Origin of the sequence: Bradyrhizobium sp. 142 (genome assembly GCF_023074015.1) — a bacterium.
Taxonomy (GTDB): Bacteria; Pseudomonadota; Alphaproteobacteria; order Rhizobiales; family Xanthobacteraceae; genus Bradyrhizobium.
Window position 1 is genome coordinate 44516 of the sequence record NZ_JADPKQ010000059.1, and the last position, 17274, is coordinate 61789.

The window sequence follows — 17274 nt, forward strand, 5'->3', positions numbered from 1 at the left end:
CTCATCCTGCGTGCGACGCCACAAGATGCGCCAGTGCGGGCAGGATCTTGTAGCGCGCGATCTCGTGCGGATATTCGCCGCGATTGGCGAGCAGCACGATGCCGATCCGCCGTGCCGGCACGAGGCCGAGATACCCTGTGGCGTTGTTCAGCCCGCCCGGCTTGTCGACAACTGTGACGCCGGGAAGATGCACGGTCTCGAAGGCCATGCCTTGTCCGAATTTCTCGTCGACCCGGAAGGCCTCGTGCTGCGTCATCCGCAGCGCCTCGCGCAAATGCGGCTCGACCGATCGGCCGTCGACGCAGGCCGCCACGAATGTTGCGAGATCCCGCGCACATGAAAACATCTGGCCAGTGCCGGGGAAATCGAAATAGCTCTGCTGGTTGCCGGGCGGACCGGTCGCGGTGCCCTGGTCGGAATAGCCCTGGACGACACGCTGCATCCGGGCTTCGTCCATCACTGCGCGGTCGTCCGCGCCGCGCTCGGGGACGTAAGTCGCGGTCATGTCGAGCGGCCGGAGGATACGCTGCTCGATCAGCGATGCGATCGGCGCGCGGTAGCAGCGTTCGAGCACGAGCTGGAGCAGCACGTAGCCGGCATGCGTGTAGATGCGCTGCTTGCCGGGCGCGACGCCTGCGGGCGGCGTCCAGGCATTGAGCATATCGATGAATTGCGCGCGGCTGAACGCATCGTTCGGCCAGGGCGGATAGTCGGTCGGCAGCAGCAGTCCCGATGTGTGCGTGGCGAGTTCGCCGATTGTGACGCGGCGGATATGGTCGCCCGTGAGTTCGGGCAGGTGTTTCGGCAGGGGATCGTCCAGCCGCAGCTCGCCGCGCAGCGTGCCGAGCGCCACCAGCGTCGCTTCGAACGGCTTTCGCAAGGAGGCGAGGTTGAACAGCGTGTCCGGCGTCACCGGCCGTTTGCTGGCGTCGTCAGCGAAACCGTAATTGAAGAATTCGACATGACGGCCGGCATAAAGCGCGGCGGCGAGGCCGCCCGGATGGGCCGACGTCGCCGTCGGCGCCAGTTCGGCGGCGACGATGTCGCGCATCTGCGCGATCATGTCAGAATCCGCCGATGCGCGGTGCGGCCGGGCAAGCGCGATTGCGAACGGAATGAGCGCGGCCCGGGCAAGTGTCCGGCGGCTGATTTGCGATGAGATGACAATTGGCGGCACGTGCTCTGACGATCGATGCGATGCTGCCCCCGGGGAAGCTTTTAGCTGGGAGCGCGCGGTCTCCCAAGTCACGATTGCGCGCTGTGGGTTCCGCATATGCGGCTCACGAAAATTAGTTAGCCGAAGGGCTAATAATTATTGACGCCGAATTGCGACGAGGTATATAGTTAGCTTTATGGCTAACCAATTATCCCGACTCGACCAGATCTTTTCCGCGCTCGCCGACCCTACGCGGCGGGCGATCGTGATGCGGCTGTGCGCGGGCGAGGCGTCGGTCGGCGAGCTCGCCGATCCCTTCGAGATGGCGCTGCCGAGCTTCATGAAACACATCCACGTGCTGGAGACGAGCGGGCTCGTCCAGTCGGAGAAGTCCGGCCGCGTCCGCACTTGCCGTCTCAGTCCGGACGCCCTTGTCGGCGCAGAAGACTGGTTCCAGCAACAGCGCGCGACCTGGGAGGCGCGGCTCGACCGGTTCGAGGCTTACGTGATGAAGCTGAAGAAGGAAAAGGAGGGGGCGACCGCCAAACGGCCGTCCCGAACCAGCAAACGGAAAGGTGCCAAATGATGACGAGTTCTGCCAACCCGGCTTTGTCCCAATGGTCGCTCGACCGCGAGATCGTGATGTCGCGCGTGATCGACGCGCCGCGCGATCTGGTGTTCGAGGCGTGGTCGGACCCGAAACATCTGCCGCAATGGTTCGGGCCGAAGGGATTCAAGATCGAGACTTTCGAGATGGACGTGCGGGTCGGCGGCGTCTGGCGCTTCAACATGATCGGCCCCGACGGCACGGTCTATCCGAACCGCATGCGGTTCCGCCGCATCGAGCGGCCGTCACTGATGGAAATGGATCACGGCGCCGACCAGGACGACGATCCTGGCCTGTTTCGCTTCACCCTCACGTTCGCCGAGCAGAGCAACGGCAAGACCGTGCTGATGATGCGGCAACTGGCCTCCACCACGGAGCAGCGCGACGGCATGATCGGTTTTGGAGCCGTCGAATACGGCTATGAGACGTTGGACAAGCTCGCGGCGCATGTGAGCGGGATGAAAAGATGACCCACGCTCTCTGTCGCCATGCCCGGGCTTGTCCCGGGCATCCACGTTTCTCGTGCCGCGCGGTTAGGCGCGGATGGCCGGGACAAGCCGGCCATGACGGAGGAGAGACCCCACCGCCTCACGCCGCGCGTTCACACTTCTTCTTCACTCCCCCTTGAGGCCCGCCTCCCGGATCAGCCCGGTCCATTTGCGCGTCTCGTTGTCGATGAACTGGCTGAATTCGGCGGCGGTGCCGGCGCGCACCTCGAGCCCCTGGGCGGTCAGCTTGTCCTTGATCGCGGGATTGGCGAGGGCGCGCAAAACTTCGGCCTCCAACTTGTCGATGATCGCGCGCGGCGTCGCGGAGGGCGCCATGAAGCCGTACCAGCCGGCGGCAGCCACGTTGGGAAACCCCTGTTCGCGCAGGGTCGGCGCCAGCGGGTAGAGCGCGCTGCGCTCAGGCGAGGCGACGCCGAGCACGATGAACTTGCCGCTCTGGATGTAGGGCAGCGCGGTCGGCAGCGCCGTCAGCGTGGCGTCGACGCGGCCGGCGAGCAGCTCGGTGTAGGAGGCAGCGTCGCCGCGGAAGGGGATGTTGAGATCCTTGACGCCGGCGTCCCTGAACAGGAGCTCGCCGGCTAGATGCGCTGCGAGCCCGCCCCGGGCGAGGCGAAGGTCAGCCCGTCCGGCTTGGACTTGCCGTAGGCGATCAACTCCGCAAGCGTCTTGAACGGCGCGCCAGCGCTGATGATCAGGAACAGCGGCGCGGTCACCGCCATGGCAACCGGCTGAAGATCGCTGCGGTCGTAGGTCAATTTGCCGAACAGCGCCTCCGCGGTGGCGTAGGGCGCTGCGACATAGAGAATGGTGTAGTCGTCGCCCGGCGCATGCGCGACCAGATCGTTGGCAATGCGCGTGCCGGCGCCTGGCTTGTTCTCGACGATGAACTGCTGGTGCAGGCTGCGGCCGAACTCTTCGGCGAGAAGGCGCAGCGAGATGTCGTTGGATCCGCCAGGCCCGTAAGGCGAGATCAGCCATACCATGCGCGACGGCCAGGCCTCCTCAGCGCGTGCCGAGAATGGCAGTCCGGAAAAGGAAAAGGCAAGGGTGCCCAGCAATGTTCGGCGCGTAATGGTCATGATGGCCTCCCGGGCGCGGGGTGCCGGACTTCTTGTTCATGTCCTGGCTCCCTTCTTGTTTTGCTTGCGTGTCTTGATAGCGGGCGCTGCGCTGGCGACCGCGCGGATGCTGTCGGCAAGGGCGGCGATGCGCGGGCCGATCTCGCCCTCCAGCTGTCCGGGCTGAAGCCGGAACGCGGGGATGCCGCAATTGATCGAGAACGACTGCCTGGTTTCGCCCGCGTGAAACAGCGGTGCGGCGACGGCGTGGATCGAGGCGATGTATTCGCCCCAGCAGGTGCAGAAGCCGCGGCTTGCGCATTGCGCGAGTCCAGAGCGGTATTTGTCACGGAAGGCCGACCACAGCTCGGCGTCCTCGGCCTCGATGCGCTGTTCGAGCGATGCGGCGTCAGCCGGCGGCAAGGTCGCCGCGGCGGCGCGGCCCATCGCGGTCATCACGACGGGAATGGGCATGCCGATGTCGGGCACGTGCGGGCCGACATCGCCGGAGCGCGCGGTCTCGACATAGATCATCGATGTGCCGTCGAGCAGGCCGATTGAGACAGTGCCGCGGACGCTCTGCGCCAGCTCCTGCATCATGGGCCGCGCAACCTGGCGAAACTGCATGTCGGCGAGCAGCGGATGCGCCATCCGCAAAGCGCGCGCGCCGACGCAGTATTTTGAGCGTGCGGCGTCGTAGCGGAGGTAGCCAAGCTCGGCCAGCGTGTGCGTCAGCCGTGCCACCGTCGGCCGCGGAATCCCCGTCAGCCTCGACAGCTCCATGTTGCCGAGCAGCGTCGTCCCGGCCTTGAAGGCTTCGAGCACCACGAGGCCTTTTGCCAGAGTCGTCGCGAAAGCGGCGTTATCGGCACTCTCGGCCAGCACCGCGGCGGCGGACGAGGAGGCGTGAAGCAATTTGGGGGCGGTTTGAGCCATGCGGACTTCATGAAGCCGGCTGGACTTCTTGTCCAATAAATTCACGTAGTGCGCAATTTTCGTCCACTATGCGGACGAAGCGCCGAAAGCCTCGCACGCACAAAGAGCCCATGAGGAGCCCGCCGCGCACAAATTTTTGTCGTGATTCCCTAGCGGCCTGTGACAGGATTGTTACGACGACGTGTCAAATCGATTACAGCGGAGCTGATCATGTTGCAGTGGCAGGCGCGGTCAAATCCCCTCGCGTGGTGGTGGGGGTCCCTGACGCTTGTCAGCAACGTCAATATCCTTGTCTGGTTCATGCTGTACCGGGAGTTCTATCAGCCCGTCAGCGGCAACCTCGGTGGGCCGCCGGCGATGGGCGTGATGCTGCTGCTCTGCGCCGGCTATGTGTTCGGCTGCGCCTTCCGTTCGTTCCTGCCGCGCGCCGATGTGCAGCGCATCTGCCTGTTCGACACCTGGCTCTCCAGTGTGTTCGTCGGCCGCTCCGTCGCGACGGTCGCCGAAGTGTGCTTCGCCGCGCAATGGGCCATCATCCTACATCAGCTCGGCACCATGGCCGGGGCCGAAACCACGGTGAACATCGCCCTCGTCATCGTGCCCGTGATCATCATCGCGGAGTGCTTCTCCTGGTACGCGGTGCTGACCACCAATTATCTCTTCAACGCGATCGAGAATTCGCTGTGGGCGGTGACCTTCTTCCTGGTCGGGATTGCACTGTGCCGTCTGATGCCGGAATTCCAGGGACCGGTGCGCTGGGCGCTCAGCGCCGGCATCGTCGGCATCGCCTGCTTCCTCGCCTTTCTCGTCACCGTCGACGTGCCGATGTATCTCAGCCGCTGGCGGGCGGCGCATGCCGAGGGCAACAGGCTCCTCGGCTTCCTCGAAGGGCTCCGTGATGTCAGCACGCGCTGGGTGGTGACCCACGACGTCGCGCACTGGAAGGGCGAGCTGACCTGGATGTTCCTGTATTTCAGCGCCGCGGTGTGGTCGAGCCTGGCGCTGTGTGCGCTCTACGCGATGGAAGGCTATCTCACGCGCTATCTGGCCTGATCGAAGCGCTTCATGCCTCGCCAAAATCTGCCTGGGTCAGCAGGCCCTGGCGCAGTGCGAGCCGGACCAGCTCGATGTCCGAACCGACGCCGAGCTTGTCCTTGATCAGCGAGTGCAGATTGGCAACCGTCTTCGGGCTGACGTGAAGCGTTTCGGCGATCTCGTCGGTGCTCCGTTCCGCGAGCAACAGGCGCAGCACCTCGAATTCGCGTGCGGTGAGCACGTCGGCGGCGGAGCTTTCGCCGCTGAGCCGGCTCAGAGCCAGCTCATGGTCGATGTCGGGACTGATGGCGATCTTGCCGGCGAGCACGTCCATGACCGCGCGCACCAGCGTTTCCGGCGCGCTGGTCTTGGTGACATATCCCCTGGCGCCAGCGCGGATCGCCTGCACGGCAAAGCCCGCGTTCTGGTGCATGGTGAAGACCAGGATCTTGGCGGCCTTGTCCCATTGCCGGATCCGCCTGACCGCCTCGATCCCGCCGATGCCGGGCATGCTCAGATCCATGATCACGAGATCGGGTTTGGCCGATTTGAACAGGCGGTAGGCCTCGGCTCCGTCGCACGCCTCGGCCACGACGCGCAGGCCGGGCTGCTTCTGCAACACCGAGCGATAGCCTTCGCGGACGACGGCATGATCGTCGACTAACATGATGGCGTAGTCGGTGCCATTCATGCGGCACGCTCCATGACGGTCGGATGGACCGATGCGGGAATGACGACGTGCAGCGTCGCGCCTCGATCCGCTCCGGTCTCGAAGCTCAGTCGGCCGCCAAGCGCGGCGACGCGCTCGCGCATCCCGAGCAGACCCATTCCCGTCGTCGCGACTGCATCGCCCGGCCGGCCGTCATCGGCGATGCGAAGCGCGATAGTGCGATCGTCATGCGCTGCGGCTTCGCGCGCGGTCAGCTCCAGCGTAACCCGCGTGGCGCCGGCATGCTTGGCCGCGTTGGTGAGCGCCTCCTGCACGATGCGGTACAGCCCGGCGCCGACCGCGGCGGGCAGGCTCTCGAACGCGCCGTCAAACCGGCACTCGAAGCGGGGCTGGCCGCGGCTGCGGCCGTTCCAGCCCGCAACCAGGCCTTCGAGGCTCGCGACGAGGCCGAGCTCGTCGACGTCGGGCGGCCGCAGCCTGAACAGAGCGCCGCGCAGCGTCTCCATCATGCCGGTCGCGGTCCGGGAGATGCCGTCGCATTCCGGTAGCAGGGCGGGACAGTCCTGCGCTGCGGTCTGGTGCGCCGATGCGGCGAGAGCGCGGATGGCCGCGAGGGATTGCCCGAACTCGTCGTGAAGTTCGCGCGCCAGATGGCGCCGCTCCTCGTCCTGCACCACGATCAGCCGGCGGGTGAGCTCGCTGCGTTCGGCGAGCGTGGTGGAGAGACGTTCGGCGAGATAGTTGAAGACGTCGCGGATGGCCGAGAGCTCCGCGAGTTCGAATGGCGGCAGCCGCGCCGTGAGATCGTCGGCGGCCATCCGTTCGAGGCCGTCGCGGATGATCCGGGTCGGACGCAGCGCACGGGCCAGCGCCGCATAGACGAGCACGCACAACAGCGGCAGCACGATTGCAAGCGCCGCAATCAGGCGGCCGGCGTCGTGCCAAGCCTCGGCCGTCTGCACCGCCGGATCGATCCAGGCGACAGCTTCGCCGATCGTGGTGCCGCGGACGGTCACCGTATGTGTGGCCTCGCGGCCGGGATTGAATAGTTTACGGTAAAGCGTGGCGAAGGCTTGCGGCGGATGGCCGGTGGTGCCGGATGCGCCGCCGCAGAAACGCTGGACGGCGTCGCCGTTGCCGGCGCGAAACGCAAGACAAAGACCCGGCGCCATGACCGAGGCTGCGACATTGTCCAGGTCCGGAAATTCGGCGCGGGGATGGTTCACCCACTGAATCTTGTTTTGTTGCAGCTCCAGCGTTCGCGCGGCGAGACCGGCGATCGCGTCGATCCGGGTGTGCACGGATCGATCGGCCTCGATCAGGAAATAGGCCGAGATCGCCGCGAAGCAGAGGGTGGAAATGGCCGCAACGCGCAACGTCAGGCGGAGCTTCAGGTCGGGCTTCAGGTGGTTCCACATCGGCGAGCCTCCTGCGCGGATGATCTTGGTCCGCCGCGACATTAAACGGCAGAACGGCACGGCCGGAAAGCGCCGCCGGCGCTCAGGGAGCAAGATCGTGAAATTTTCCCGGCGGTTGCCGGGACGCGAGAAGCTGCACGCCGGACGTCCCCGGCCTAGCGTCAGGATCTTTCCACCCGCGAGGCCGCACATGTGTCGATCCCTTCTTGTCCCTGTTGCAATTCTCCTGCTCGTCGTCCCCGCGGCTCGTTGGCCGGCGGCGGCCGACGCCAGTGTCGGCGTTGTCATCGACGATTTCAGCTATACCGACACGTCGGCAGAGCCCGCCAACCAGACCGCCGCCCACGAGCGGCGGCTCGCCGCATTCATGGCCGCGTTGCGTCGCCACATCACCGCCGATCGGCGCTATCGGCTTGCACCGTCCGTGCAGGACGGGGCGGCGTTCAAGGTCATCGGCGGCATCCAGAAGACGAGCACGCTGGTGCAATGGGCCAAGGTTGCGGTGATCGACGCCGGGGCCAAAAAGGTCGTGATGGATAAGCTCTATACCTTCCGCGGTGATAACGACGAGGCATGGGAACATGCCGAGATCTTCGTGTCCCGCGAGGTCCTGGCAGCGCTCGCCGCACCGGCGCCGATCGCGCTTGCGGTGTTCGATTTCGAACTCGACGACAACACCGCGGCGCCCGCATCCAGCCCCGCGGCCGCCGACGTGTCCTATCTGGACGAAGCGACGGCGGGCGTGCGCGCCGCCCTCGCGCAATCCGGCCGTTACCGCATCGTCGACGTCAGCGGCGCAGGCGAGGGCGCCGCGAGGAGCCGTAGGCTGCGCGATTGCGGCGGATGCGATCCGGCCATCGCCGGAAAGCTCGGTGCGGATCAATCGCTAATTGGCGTGGTGCGACGGGTCAGCCGGACGGAGTATACGGTGGGCTTTCAGGTGCGCGACGCGCGGACGGGCGCAGTCGTCGCGCGTGGCGACAGTGGCTTGCGCATGGGCGCCGACTATTCCTGGAAGCGTGGCGCGGTGGGATTGGTCAGGGATCGCCTGATCGAGAACCAATAACGCTGGCCGACGCTCAGAACGTCAACTGCACCTTCATCGATTGGGTGCGGTCGCTGGCGAGCTCGAACGCTGCGACCGCATTCTCGAACGGCATGGTGGCCGTGATCAGCGGCTTGACGTCGATCAGGCCTTCGCCCATCAGCCGCACCGCCAGTTCGAATTCGGGATCGAAGCGGAAGGTGCCGCGGAGCTGCAATTCCTTGGCGACGATGGAATTGATCGGCAGCGTCATCTCGCCGCCGAGGCCGAGCTGCACCAGCGTCGCGCCGGGGCGGAGCACGTCGAGCGCGGCGCGCAGCGCAGCCTGGTTGCCGGAGGCTTCAAACAGCGTGTCGAACACGCCCTTGCCGGCGCGCCAGGGATCGAGCGCGGCGGCATTGGTCGCGACGTTGATGGCGTGCGTGGCGCCGAGCCTTTTGGCGACCGCGAGCGGCGCTTCAGCGACATCGGTTACCACAATCTCGGCGGCGCCGCCGAAGCGCGAGACCAGGATCATCAGCGCGCCGATCGGGCCGCAGCCGGTGATCAGCACGCGCTTGCCGAGCAGGGGACCGGCCTGCTTGCCGGCATGCAGGCACACCGCGAGCGGCTCGGCAACCGCGGCCTCCGCCAGCGTCAGTTTGTCGGCGATCGGCACGGCCTGCGTGGCGTCGACCGTGAGGAACTCGCGAAAGCCGCCTTGCACATGCGGAAAGCGCATTGCGCTGCCGAGGAAGCGCATGTCCAGGCACTGGTTGCGCATGCCCTCCTGGCAATGCAGGCACTGGCCGCATGGCTTGCTCGGGTTGACTGCGACGCGGGTGCCCGGCTCCACGTTCGTGACGCCGTCACCGACGGCGGCGATCACGCCGGCGATCTCATGCCCCAGTGCCATCGGCTGCTGGATGCGCACGACGCCGAAACCGCCGTGATGGTAGTAATGCAGGTCGGAGCCGCAGATGCCGCCATTGGCGATCTTGACGCGGACCTCGCCCGATGCGGGCGCCGCATCGGGATAGGTGTCGATGCGCAGGTCTTTCGGTGCGTGGATAACGACGGCGCGCATGGCTTGCTCCGTTTGGTCTTCGCAATTACATCGCGGCGATCATGCCGCCGTCGACATAGATGATCTGGCCGTTGACGTAGGTCGAGGCATCGGACGCCAGGAAGATCGCGGCGCCCACCAGCTCGTCCGGCCGGCCCCAGCGTTTTGACGGGATGCGGCCCATCAGCCAGTTGTTGAAATCGGTGTTGTTGACCAGCGCCTCGTTCATGTCGGTCAGCATGTAGCCGGGTCCGATCGCATTGGCCGTGATGCCGTGCTGGGCCCATTCCACTGCCATCGAGCGGGTCAGGTTCTTGATGCCGCCTTTAGCGGCCGTGTAGGGCGCGATGGTGGGACGCGCAAGCTCGCTGCCGAGCGAGCCGATGTTGATGATCTTGCCGTGCTTGCGCGGGATCATGCGCTTGGCCGCTTCGCGGCCGATGACAAAGGCGCTCGTGAGGTTGGTCTCGATCACCTTGCGCCATTCGTCTGTGGTGAACTCCACCAGCGGCTTGCGGTGCTGGATGCCGGCGTTGTTGACGACGATATCGACGGCCAGGCCTTGTCTGTCGAAATTCTCGAAGGCAGCGACGATCGCGGGCTCGTCGGTGACATTGAACGCAGCGCCTTCGGCTTGATGCCCGGCGGCGCGAAATTCGGCGACGGCCTGCTCGACGCGCTTGGGATCGACGCCGTTGATGATCAGCTTGGCGCCGGCCTTGGCCATGCCCTCGGCGATGGCGCGTCCGAGGCCGCGGGAGGAGCCGGTCACGAGCGCTGTGCGGCCGGAAAGGTCGAAGAGGGCGGTGCTCATCTCAAGATTCCCTAGGCGTTGGAGCGGCGCACGGTAAGATCGCTGCGGTCGAATACAGCGGGCAGGAGGTCGATGCCGAGGCCGGGGCCTTCCATCGGGAAGACATAGCCGTCCTTTATCACAGGCATGGTGGTGACGAGTTCATTGTACCAGCCCTTGTAGAAGGCGCGTACCGATTCCTGGATCAGCGTGTTGGGCTGGCTGAACGACATGTGGATGGCGGCGACGAAGCCGATCGGGCCTATGCAGTCGTGCGGCGCAAAGGGACGGTGATAGGTCTCGGCCATCGCCGCGATCTTGCGGCCTTCGGTGAGGCCGCCGGTCCAGCACAAATCCGCCATCACCACATGCATGGCGTCGCGGTCGAGCATGTCCTTGTAGGGGAAGCGCGATCCCAGCGTCTCGCTGGCGCAGACCCAGACGTCGGTCGAGCGGGCATATTCGGCGAGCGCCTGCGGCGAATTCATCCGAATCGGGTCTTCGTACCAGGTCGGCTTGTACGGCTCAAGCGCGCGCGCGATCTGCTTGGCGGTCGGCAAATTCCACAGCGAATGGAGTTCGACCATGATCTCCATCTTGTCGCCGACGGCTTTGCGGATCTTCTCGAACGGCTCGATGGCCTGCTTCATCTGGGCGGCGGTGATGAACAGCCCCTTGTTCTCCTGCGCCGCCGGATCGAACGGCCAGATTTTCATCGCGGAGATGCCGCTTTCCAGCAGGCTCTCGGCGAGCGCATCGGCGCGGGTCATGAACGCATCGAGATCCTCGTAGGGGCCTTCGGCGGTGCCGATGTTCCAGTTCGAGACCGGGCTGATGTTGGTGGAGCGAACATATTTGGTGCCGGCGCAGGTGTTGTAGATGCGCTGCTTGTCGCGGCAGAGGCCGCCGAGCATCTGGTGCACCGGCTGATTGCAGACCTTGCCGAACAAATCCCATAGCGCGATGTCGATCGCGGAGGCCGCGCGGTATTCGACGCCGGTGGAGGACTGCGCCATCGGCAGGTTCAGCATGTCGCGATGGATTGCCTCGATGTGCAGGGGATTGCGGCCGAGCAGGCGGCCGGCAAAGGTGTCATGGATCTGCGCCTCAACTGCGCCCGCGCCATAGAAGGTCTCGCCAAGTCCGACCACGCCTGCATCAGTGTGGACGCGCACCCAGATGACGTTGGAGAATTCCTCGGTGCGCAGGGTCTCGATCGACGTGATCTTCACGGCAATAATCCTCCCATCACAGGCGCGTGGCGCCCGTCTTGTTATCATTACGCGCCTAGGTGTGGCGAGCAGGCGGATCTCTTACGCCTGCTTGTAATATATCACAACATGTTTTAAGGCTGTCACCAACAAGGTGCCTCCGCTGCAACGCGAGAGCGCAGGCCGACGGGGAGGACTTCATGGCACGGCGTAAACGCGCGCTCGAGGTGGTGAGAGCGGAGGTCGACGGCGACGGCAAGCCCAGCCGGCGCAACCGGCTCAATTTCTTCGAGCTTGCCTATCAGAGGATCGAAGAGCTGCTCGTCCATTGCGAGCTCAAGCCCGGCCAGTTCATGACGATGCTGGAGCTGCAGCACATCACCGGCTTCGGCCGCACACCGGTGCATCACGCCGTCAATCGTCTCTCCAATGATACGCTGATCATCATCCGCCCGCGCCACGGCCTGCACATCGCGCCGATCGATCTGGCGCGCGAACGCATGCTGCTTGGCCTGCGCCGCGACATGGAGCGTTTTGTGGTCCGGCTCGCGGCCGATCGCGCCAGCCTCTCGCATCGCAATCAGGCGCTCCATATCGAGCGGCTGCTGCGCGAGCGCCGCGCCAGCCTGACCCTCGACGAGTTCAACAGCATCGATCGCCGTATTGACGCACTGGTGCTGGATGCGGCGGGCGAACCGTTTCTGGTGCATACGCTGCGGCCGCTGCACACGCTCTATCGCCGCATCGGCTACATCCATCACCGATTCATGCCGGGACAGGCCGATCTGTCAGGCACCATCGATCGTCATCTGGCCATTCTCAATGCGGTCGCCAATCGCCGCGTCGGGGATGCGGTCAAGGCGAGCGATGCACTGATCGACTACATGGGCGAGATGTTCACGGGCATGGAGACCGGGATCGACCCGCGCCTGCTCGATTGCAGCATCGAACCGCTGCTCGGCGCGTAAAGAGTTTCGAAAAGAGGACCAAAGATGTCAGCGATGGCCACGCCAAAACCGACCGCGAGCGAAGCTGCGGTGCGCTACCTCATCACGAATTACAGTCCGAAAGGTAACAAGGTCGGCTGGCTGATGATGGCCTCGATCCTGGTCGAGGCATGGGATCTCTATTCGATCGCCTTCGTGCTGATCTTCATCAAGGAGCAGTACAATCCCGATCCGCTGATGCTCGGTCTTGCGGCGGCCGGCACGCAGGGCGGCGCCCTGATCGGCGCGCTGCTCGGCGGTTGGTTGTCCGACAAAATCGGCCGCCGCGTGATGTTCCTGATCACCATGGTGATGTTCATCGTGCTCGCATTGGCGCAGGCTTTCGTGCCGAGCGTCGGCTGGCTCGTGGTGATCCGCTTCCTGCTCGGCATCCCGCTCGGTTCCGACATCTCGACCGGCTACACCTACATCATGGAATCCATGGCCAAGGGTGAGCGCGAGGTCATGGGCAACCGCTGGCAGTTCATGTTCGCAGTCGGCGAGGTCCTCACCATCGGCGTCATCGTGATCTTCCTGTTGCTCGACATTCATCACGAGACGCTGTGGCGCGTGACTCTCGGCCTCGGCGCTTTGCCGGCGCTGATCATCCTGATTATGCGGCATGATGTTCCGGAGACGGCGGTGTGGCTGGTGCAGAAGGGGCGCTTCCGCGAGGCCAAGAAGGTCGCGCGCGAGATGTTTAACGACGATCTTGCCATGCTGCCGGACCAGGACGTGGTGATGCCGAAGGTCCGCACCAGCGCATTCCTTGCCGATCTCAAGAAGGACCCGATCCGCTGGCGCGCCACGATCTATGGCTGGATCGCCTGCTTTGCCCAGGCGAGCGAGTTCTCGACCTTCGCGTTTTACCTGCCGGTGCTGTTCGCGATGGTCGGCGTGTCGAGCATCCTCGGCAACAATTTGGTGACGATGGGGCTGTTCTGCTTCGCCGCCGTATCCGGGTGGGTCGGCCCGCTCTTGACGCCGAAGATCGGCCATCGCGGCATCGCGATCGCTGGCTTCTCCATCGTGCTGGTGTCGCTGCTGGTTGCCGCCTTCGCGCTCTACACCGACAACAAGATCCTGCTGCCATTCGCGGCGGCGGCCATGCTGTGGGGCCATTATTGGGATGCGTCGAACTGCATGACGATCCCGACCATGGTCGCCAAGCCGAAATACCGCGGCACCGCGAGCGGCTTCGCCTACATGTTCGTGAAGCTGCCGTCGTTCCTGGCGATCTTCCTGTTCCCATCGCTGTTCGCGGCGATCGGCCAGGCCAATGCCACACTGTTCGTCGCGATCTTCCCGGTGATCGGGCTGCTCGCTGCGGTCTTCATCCTGCCGGAAGTCTACGGCTACGAGAACGACTGAAGTCCGCGCATTATTTGATCGCGGCGGCCAGCGCCGCGATCAGGGCAGGCGGCGTCACCAGCATGCCGAGCTTGAGGAAGCGCCAGGCGCCGACCTCGATCTTTTCGCGGCGGAGCGCGACCAGCCACAGGATGGTGGCGAGGGAGCCGGTCACCGATAGATTAGGCCCGAGATCAACGCCGATCAGGATGGCGCTGACGACAGGTGCGGGCAAATGATCGCTGGCGGCGACCGAGCCGGCGACGAGGCCGACGGGGAGGTTGTTGGCGATGTTGGTGGCGACCGCGGTTGCCACGCCGACGTTCCAGGCGGCTTGCGGGACGGATTGCGCGACCGCTTCGTGCAGCAACGCACTGAGCTGTCCAATCACGCCGGTCTTCACCAGAGTCTCCACCATCACGAAGAGCCCGCCGACCAGCGGCAGCACGCTCCAGGACACCCCTTTCAGCACTGGAAGAGGCGATTGGCGGTTGAGCAGCAACACTGCGGCGGCGGTCGCGGTGCCGCAGATGAAGGTCGGCAGGCCAAGTTGCAAATCGAGCGCAGAGGCCCAGATCAGCGTGATCCCGATGGCGCCGATGCCGTAAGCGGTCAACTGGCCGCCGCGGCCTAGACTCGGGTGAGGGACGCGGGCTGCTATCGTTTCTTCCTTCAACTCGCGATACAGCGCAAGACGCAGTGCAAGGTAGGTGAGGATGATCGAGACCAGTGACGGCAGTGTAAACTGACGCAGCCATGCACCAAGATGCGGCATGTGCTTGCCGAAGACTACGAGGTTGGCGGGATTGGAGATCGGCAGCACAAAGCTCGCGGCGTTGGCAATGAACGCGCAGACGAACAGATAGGGTAGCGGCTTGGCGCCGGCGGCACGCGTGGCGGCGTAGACGGCGGGTGTCAGCACGATTGCGGTGGCGTCGTTGGACAAGAGCACAGTGACCAGCGTGCCGACCAGATAGATCAGGAGAAACAATCGCTGCGGCGAGCCACGCGCATGTTCAACCGCAAACGCCGCTAGATAGTCGAACAGTCCCTCGAGTCGCGCGAGCTCGGCGATCAGCATCATGCCGATCAGGAAGAGATAGACGTCGATGCCTTTCTCGATCCCGAGAAGCGCATCCTGCCAGGACAGCAAGCCGAGCAGCACAAGGGCGCCGGCGCCGATGACGGCCCAGATCGCCTCGGGCAGGCGAAAGGGCCGGACGATAACGCCTGCGGTGGCGGCGAAGATGATGCTCCAGGCCCAGAGGGCGTCATGGTGCGCAGTCGGCACGTTCAGTCCTTGAGTTTAGGTTGGTTCATTCGACAGCGATAACCGATGTCGAGGCTGCTGTCTTCCCCTGCGGGCGTGGGGCGCCGCAAGCGCTTTGACGGGTCTCGGGCAAAGCGAGATGGCAGATGATGGCCCCGAGCGCGGCGACCGCGCCGAGTGTGATGAAGGCCGCGCTGTAGCCCGCGACGACCACGACCAGACCTGCGAGCGTCGTCGACAGTGCCGCGCCGATGCTCTGGGCCGTGATGACCGCGCCCTGCGCGACGTTGAAACGGCCGGTGTTGCGCATGAGGTCGGCGACGATCACCGGAAAGATGGCACCAAAGATGCCGGCGCCGACGCCGTCGAGAAGCTGCACCCCGACCAGCCAGAACGGATTGTCCGAAAGAGTATAGAGCGCCCCGCGGATCGGCAGGATCAGCAGCGCAGTGACGAAGAAGCGCTTATGTCCCCAGCGATCGGCCCTCGCGCCGACCAGCATCGCGAACGGTACCATCACGATTTGCGCTGCGACGATGCAGGCCGACATCAGACTGGTGCCGATGTTCTTGTCCTGAAGCGCGAGCTTCTGCCCGACCAGCGGCAGCATGGCCGCATTGGAGAGGTGGAAGAGTAGGACGCAGATCGTGAAGACGAGCAAGGGGCGGCAGGTCAGGAGCACATCAAGGCCAGACGGTTGGTCGTGCTGGCTGTCGGCATCGGCGTCATGCAACCCACGAGCAAGATCGTGGTCGATAGCGCGTTCGGGGATGGCCAGAATGCTGGCCAGGCTCGTGACAGCCATTATGGCGAGGAGATAGAACACAACGGTCGGCCCGAACCAGTATGCTGTGAGTCCCGCGAGTGCGGCCGCGACCGCATTACCGGCGTGATTGAAGCTCTCGTTGCGGCCGATCCGCCGAGCGAAGGCGGCATGGCCGAAGATGCCGAGCGACACGGCGGCGATCGCCGGCGGAAAGACTACGGCCGCGGCCTGCGCGATCCCTTGCGAGATCGCGACCGGCAAGAATCCGTGAAACAGGGGCAGCGACAGCGAGGCGAGCGTCACCAGGACCGCCGCGACCACCATTACCGTCCGCTTGGCTCGCGTGGCGTCGACTAGCGCGCCGGCCGGCGTATGCGTTACGATGCCGGCGATGGTCGCGATCGACATCACAAGGCCGATGCGCGCCTCGTCCCAGTGCTGCTCGGTGAGGAGATAGACGGCGAGATAGGGGCCGAGCCCATCGCGGACATCGGCAAGGAAGAAATTGGCTGCGTCCAACGCGCGGCCGGCTTGATGTGCTTGATCCGGGCTGCAGCTCGACATCGGTCTCTCGATCGACGCTTGCAAGCGCCCGGGCAGCAACCCTCGCCACGCCCGCTTTGTTCCATGCTCCGGCAAGGGACGAGGTCAAAACTTCACCGCGAGCAGCACTGCGCCCGCACCGATCATACCGATGCCGAGCCAGCCCTGCGCGGTGGGGCGCTCGCCGAGAAAGGCGAAGGCGAACAGGGCGGCCAGAACGACGCTGAGCTTGTCGATCGGCGCCACCAGTGTCGCGGGGCCGAGCTTCAGCGCGCGGAAATAGCACAGCCAGGAGGCGCCGGTCGCAAGCCCCGACAACACCAGAAACAGCCATGTCTTCGGCGCGACCGCCGACGGCACGGCGAACTGGCCGGTGGAAAACAGCAGAACGGAGAAGGCGAGCAGCACCACGATGGTGCGGATGAAGGTCGCCAGATCCGGATTGATGTTCTCGACGCCGATCTTGGCGAAGATCGCGGTCAGCGCCGCAGCAGGCGGACAGGAGCGCCCAGACTTGCCAGGCGGAGAGCAGGGCGGGTTTCATATCATCAAGATCCGTTGCTTTTGGACGGCGCGCCAGCGCCGTCATTGCGAGCGCCGCGAAGCAATCCAGCATCTTTCGGCGCGGCAGTCTGGATTGCTTGTGCGCCAGGCAAGCTGGCGCGGTCCAACCGGTGGAAGTCCGGTCCGGGTAAGCCGTAGCGGGCGCCCGGTAGTGAGTGTTGCGGTGTCGTCGGCGACGGCGGCAGCGAAGCGTACACAACGATGCTGTGGGGCGGCTATTGAGCCGCGAAAGACAGAAACTCGCAGAGGCCGAGGCGGTAAGCAACGTCGAAGGCAACATGTGCGGTCCCGTTATGCGAGGGGCTGACGCTC

General features: G+C 64.9%; 15 protein-coding genes and 2 pseudogenes. 6 read left to right on the forward strand and 11 right to left on the reverse strand.

The window, feature by feature from the left end; all coding sequences use genetic code 11:
- Window position 1 precedes the first annotated feature (1 nt).
- On the reverse strand, window positions 2-1063 hold the full coding sequence (locus IVA82_RS06640) for a serine hydrolase (RefSeq protein WP_247380877.1): 1062 nt from the start codon (window positions 1061-1063) through the stop codon (window positions 2-4).
- Window positions 1064-1352: 289 nt separating this feature from the next.
- Between IVA82_RS06640 and IVA82_RS06645 the strand changes: the two genes are divergently transcribed.
- The gene (locus tag IVA82_RS06645) at window positions 1353-1742 is read left to right on the forward strand and encodes a metalloregulator ArsR/SmtB family transcription factor (RefSeq protein ID WP_247380880.1); all 390 of its coding nucleotides are present in this window, start codon (window positions 1353-1355) and stop codon (window positions 1740-1742) included.
- Complete coding sequence (locus IVA82_RS06650; RefSeq protein WP_247380923.1) at window positions 1742-2233, forward strand: SRPBCC family protein; 492 nt, start codon at window positions 1742-1744, stop codon at window positions 2231-2233. The genes IVA82_RS06645 and IVA82_RS06650 overlap by 1 nt, the downstream gene beginning before the upstream one ends.
- A 144-nt stretch (window positions 2234-2377) precedes the next feature.
- Here IVA82_RS06650 and IVA82_RS06655 read toward each other — a convergent pair.
- Both IVA82_RS06655 and IVA82_RS06660 read right to left on the reverse strand, forming a co-directional pair.
- Window positions 2378-3351 (reverse strand): annotated as a pseudogene (locus tag IVA82_RS06655) (tripartite tricarboxylate transporter substrate binding protein).
- Between the two features lie 36 nt (window positions 3352-3387).
- Window positions 3388-4266: an IclR family transcriptional regulator gene (locus IVA82_RS06660; RefSeq protein WP_247380883.1), complete on the reverse strand. Its 879-nt coding sequence runs from the start codon at window positions 4264-4266 to the stop codon at window positions 3388-3390.
- Window positions 4267-4476: 210 nt separating this feature from the next.
- Between IVA82_RS06660 and IVA82_RS06665 the strand changes: the two genes are divergently transcribed.
- Window positions 4477-5319, forward strand: coding sequence for a hypothetical protein (locus IVA82_RS06665; protein ID WP_247380885.1), 843 nt, complete (start codon window positions 4477-4479; stop codon window positions 5317-5319).
- A gap of 10 nt (window positions 5320-5329) precedes the next feature.
- Here IVA82_RS06665 and IVA82_RS06670 read toward each other — a convergent pair whose 3' ends face one another.
- Window positions 5330-5992 (reverse strand): response regulator transcription factor, encoded by a 663-nt coding sequence (locus IVA82_RS06670; protein WP_247380888.1) that lies wholly within the window; start codon window positions 5990-5992, stop codon window positions 5330-5332.
- A complete protein-coding gene (locus IVA82_RS06675) occupies window positions 5989-7389 on the reverse strand; it encodes a histidine kinase (RefSeq protein ID WP_247380891.1) in 1401 nt (466 codons plus the stop codon). The genes IVA82_RS06670 and IVA82_RS06675 overlap by 4 nt, the downstream gene beginning before the upstream one ends.
- A 190-nt stretch (window positions 7390-7579) precedes the next feature.
- Here IVA82_RS06675 and IVA82_RS06680 point away from each other — a divergent pair, with 190 nt between their 5' ends.
- Window positions 7580-8455 carry a DUF3280 domain-containing protein gene (locus IVA82_RS06680; RefSeq protein ID WP_247380926.1) on the forward strand — a complete coding sequence of 292 codons (876 nt, stop codon included), beginning with the start codon at window positions 7580-7582 and terminating at the stop codon, window positions 8453-8455.
- Window positions 8456-8468: 13 nt separating this feature from the next.
- On the opposite strand, the gene IVA82_RS06685 is transcribed toward IVA82_RS06680, so the two are convergent.
- From IVA82_RS06685 to IVA82_RS06695, 3 genes are read right to left on the reverse strand one after another with little or no spacing between them, the layout of a single operon-like run.
- On the reverse strand, window positions 8469-9500 hold the full coding sequence (locus tag IVA82_RS06685) for an L-idonate 5-dehydrogenase (RefSeq protein WP_247380893.1): 1032 nt from the start codon (window positions 9498-9500) through the stop codon (window positions 8469-8471).
- Window positions 9501-9525: 25 nt separating this feature from the next.
- Complete coding sequence (locus IVA82_RS06690) at window positions 9526-10293, reverse strand: SDR family oxidoreductase (protein ID WP_247380896.1); 768 nt, start codon at window positions 10291-10293, stop codon at window positions 9526-9528.
- An 11-nt stretch (window positions 10294-10304) separates the two neighbouring features.
- Window positions 10305-11504 (reverse strand): mandelate racemase/muconate lactonizing enzyme family protein, encoded by a 1200-nt coding sequence (locus tag IVA82_RS06695; protein ID WP_247380900.1) that lies wholly within the window; start codon window positions 11502-11504, stop codon window positions 10305-10307.
- 179 nt (window positions 11505-11683) lie between these two features.
- Here IVA82_RS06695 and IVA82_RS06700 point away from each other — a divergent pair, with 179 nt between their 5' ends.
- Both IVA82_RS06700 and IVA82_RS06705 read left to right on the forward strand, forming a co-directional pair.
- Window positions 11684-12451, forward strand: coding sequence for a GntR family transcriptional regulator (locus IVA82_RS06700; RefSeq protein WP_247380903.1), 768 nt, complete (start codon window positions 11684-11686; stop codon window positions 12449-12451).
- A gap of 24 nt (window positions 12452-12475) precedes the next feature.
- A complete protein-coding gene (locus IVA82_RS06705; protein WP_247380906.1) occupies window positions 12476-13840 on the forward strand; it encodes an MFS transporter in 1365 nt (454 codons plus the stop codon).
- 10 nt (window positions 13841-13850) lie between these two features.
- Here the strand turns inward: IVA82_RS06705 and IVA82_RS06710 are convergent, their stop codons facing one another.
- The 3 genes and pseudogenes from IVA82_RS06710 to IVA82_RS06720 form a co-directional block, all read right to left on the reverse strand.
- The gene (locus tag IVA82_RS06710) at window positions 13851-15110 is read right to left on the reverse strand and encodes an arsenic transporter (protein WP_247380908.1); all 1260 of its coding nucleotides are present in this window, start codon (window positions 15108-15110) and stop codon (window positions 13851-13853) included.
- A gap of 25 nt (window positions 15111-15135) precedes the next feature.
- Window positions 15136-16419, reverse strand: coding sequence for an MFS transporter (locus IVA82_RS06715; RefSeq protein WP_247380911.1), 1284 nt, complete (start codon window positions 16417-16419; stop codon window positions 15136-15138).
- An 84-nt stretch (window positions 16420-16503) separates the two neighbouring features.
- Window positions 16504-16942 (reverse strand): annotated as a pseudogene (locus IVA82_RS06720) (EamA family transporter).
- Window positions 16943-17274: the final 332 nt, after the last annotated feature.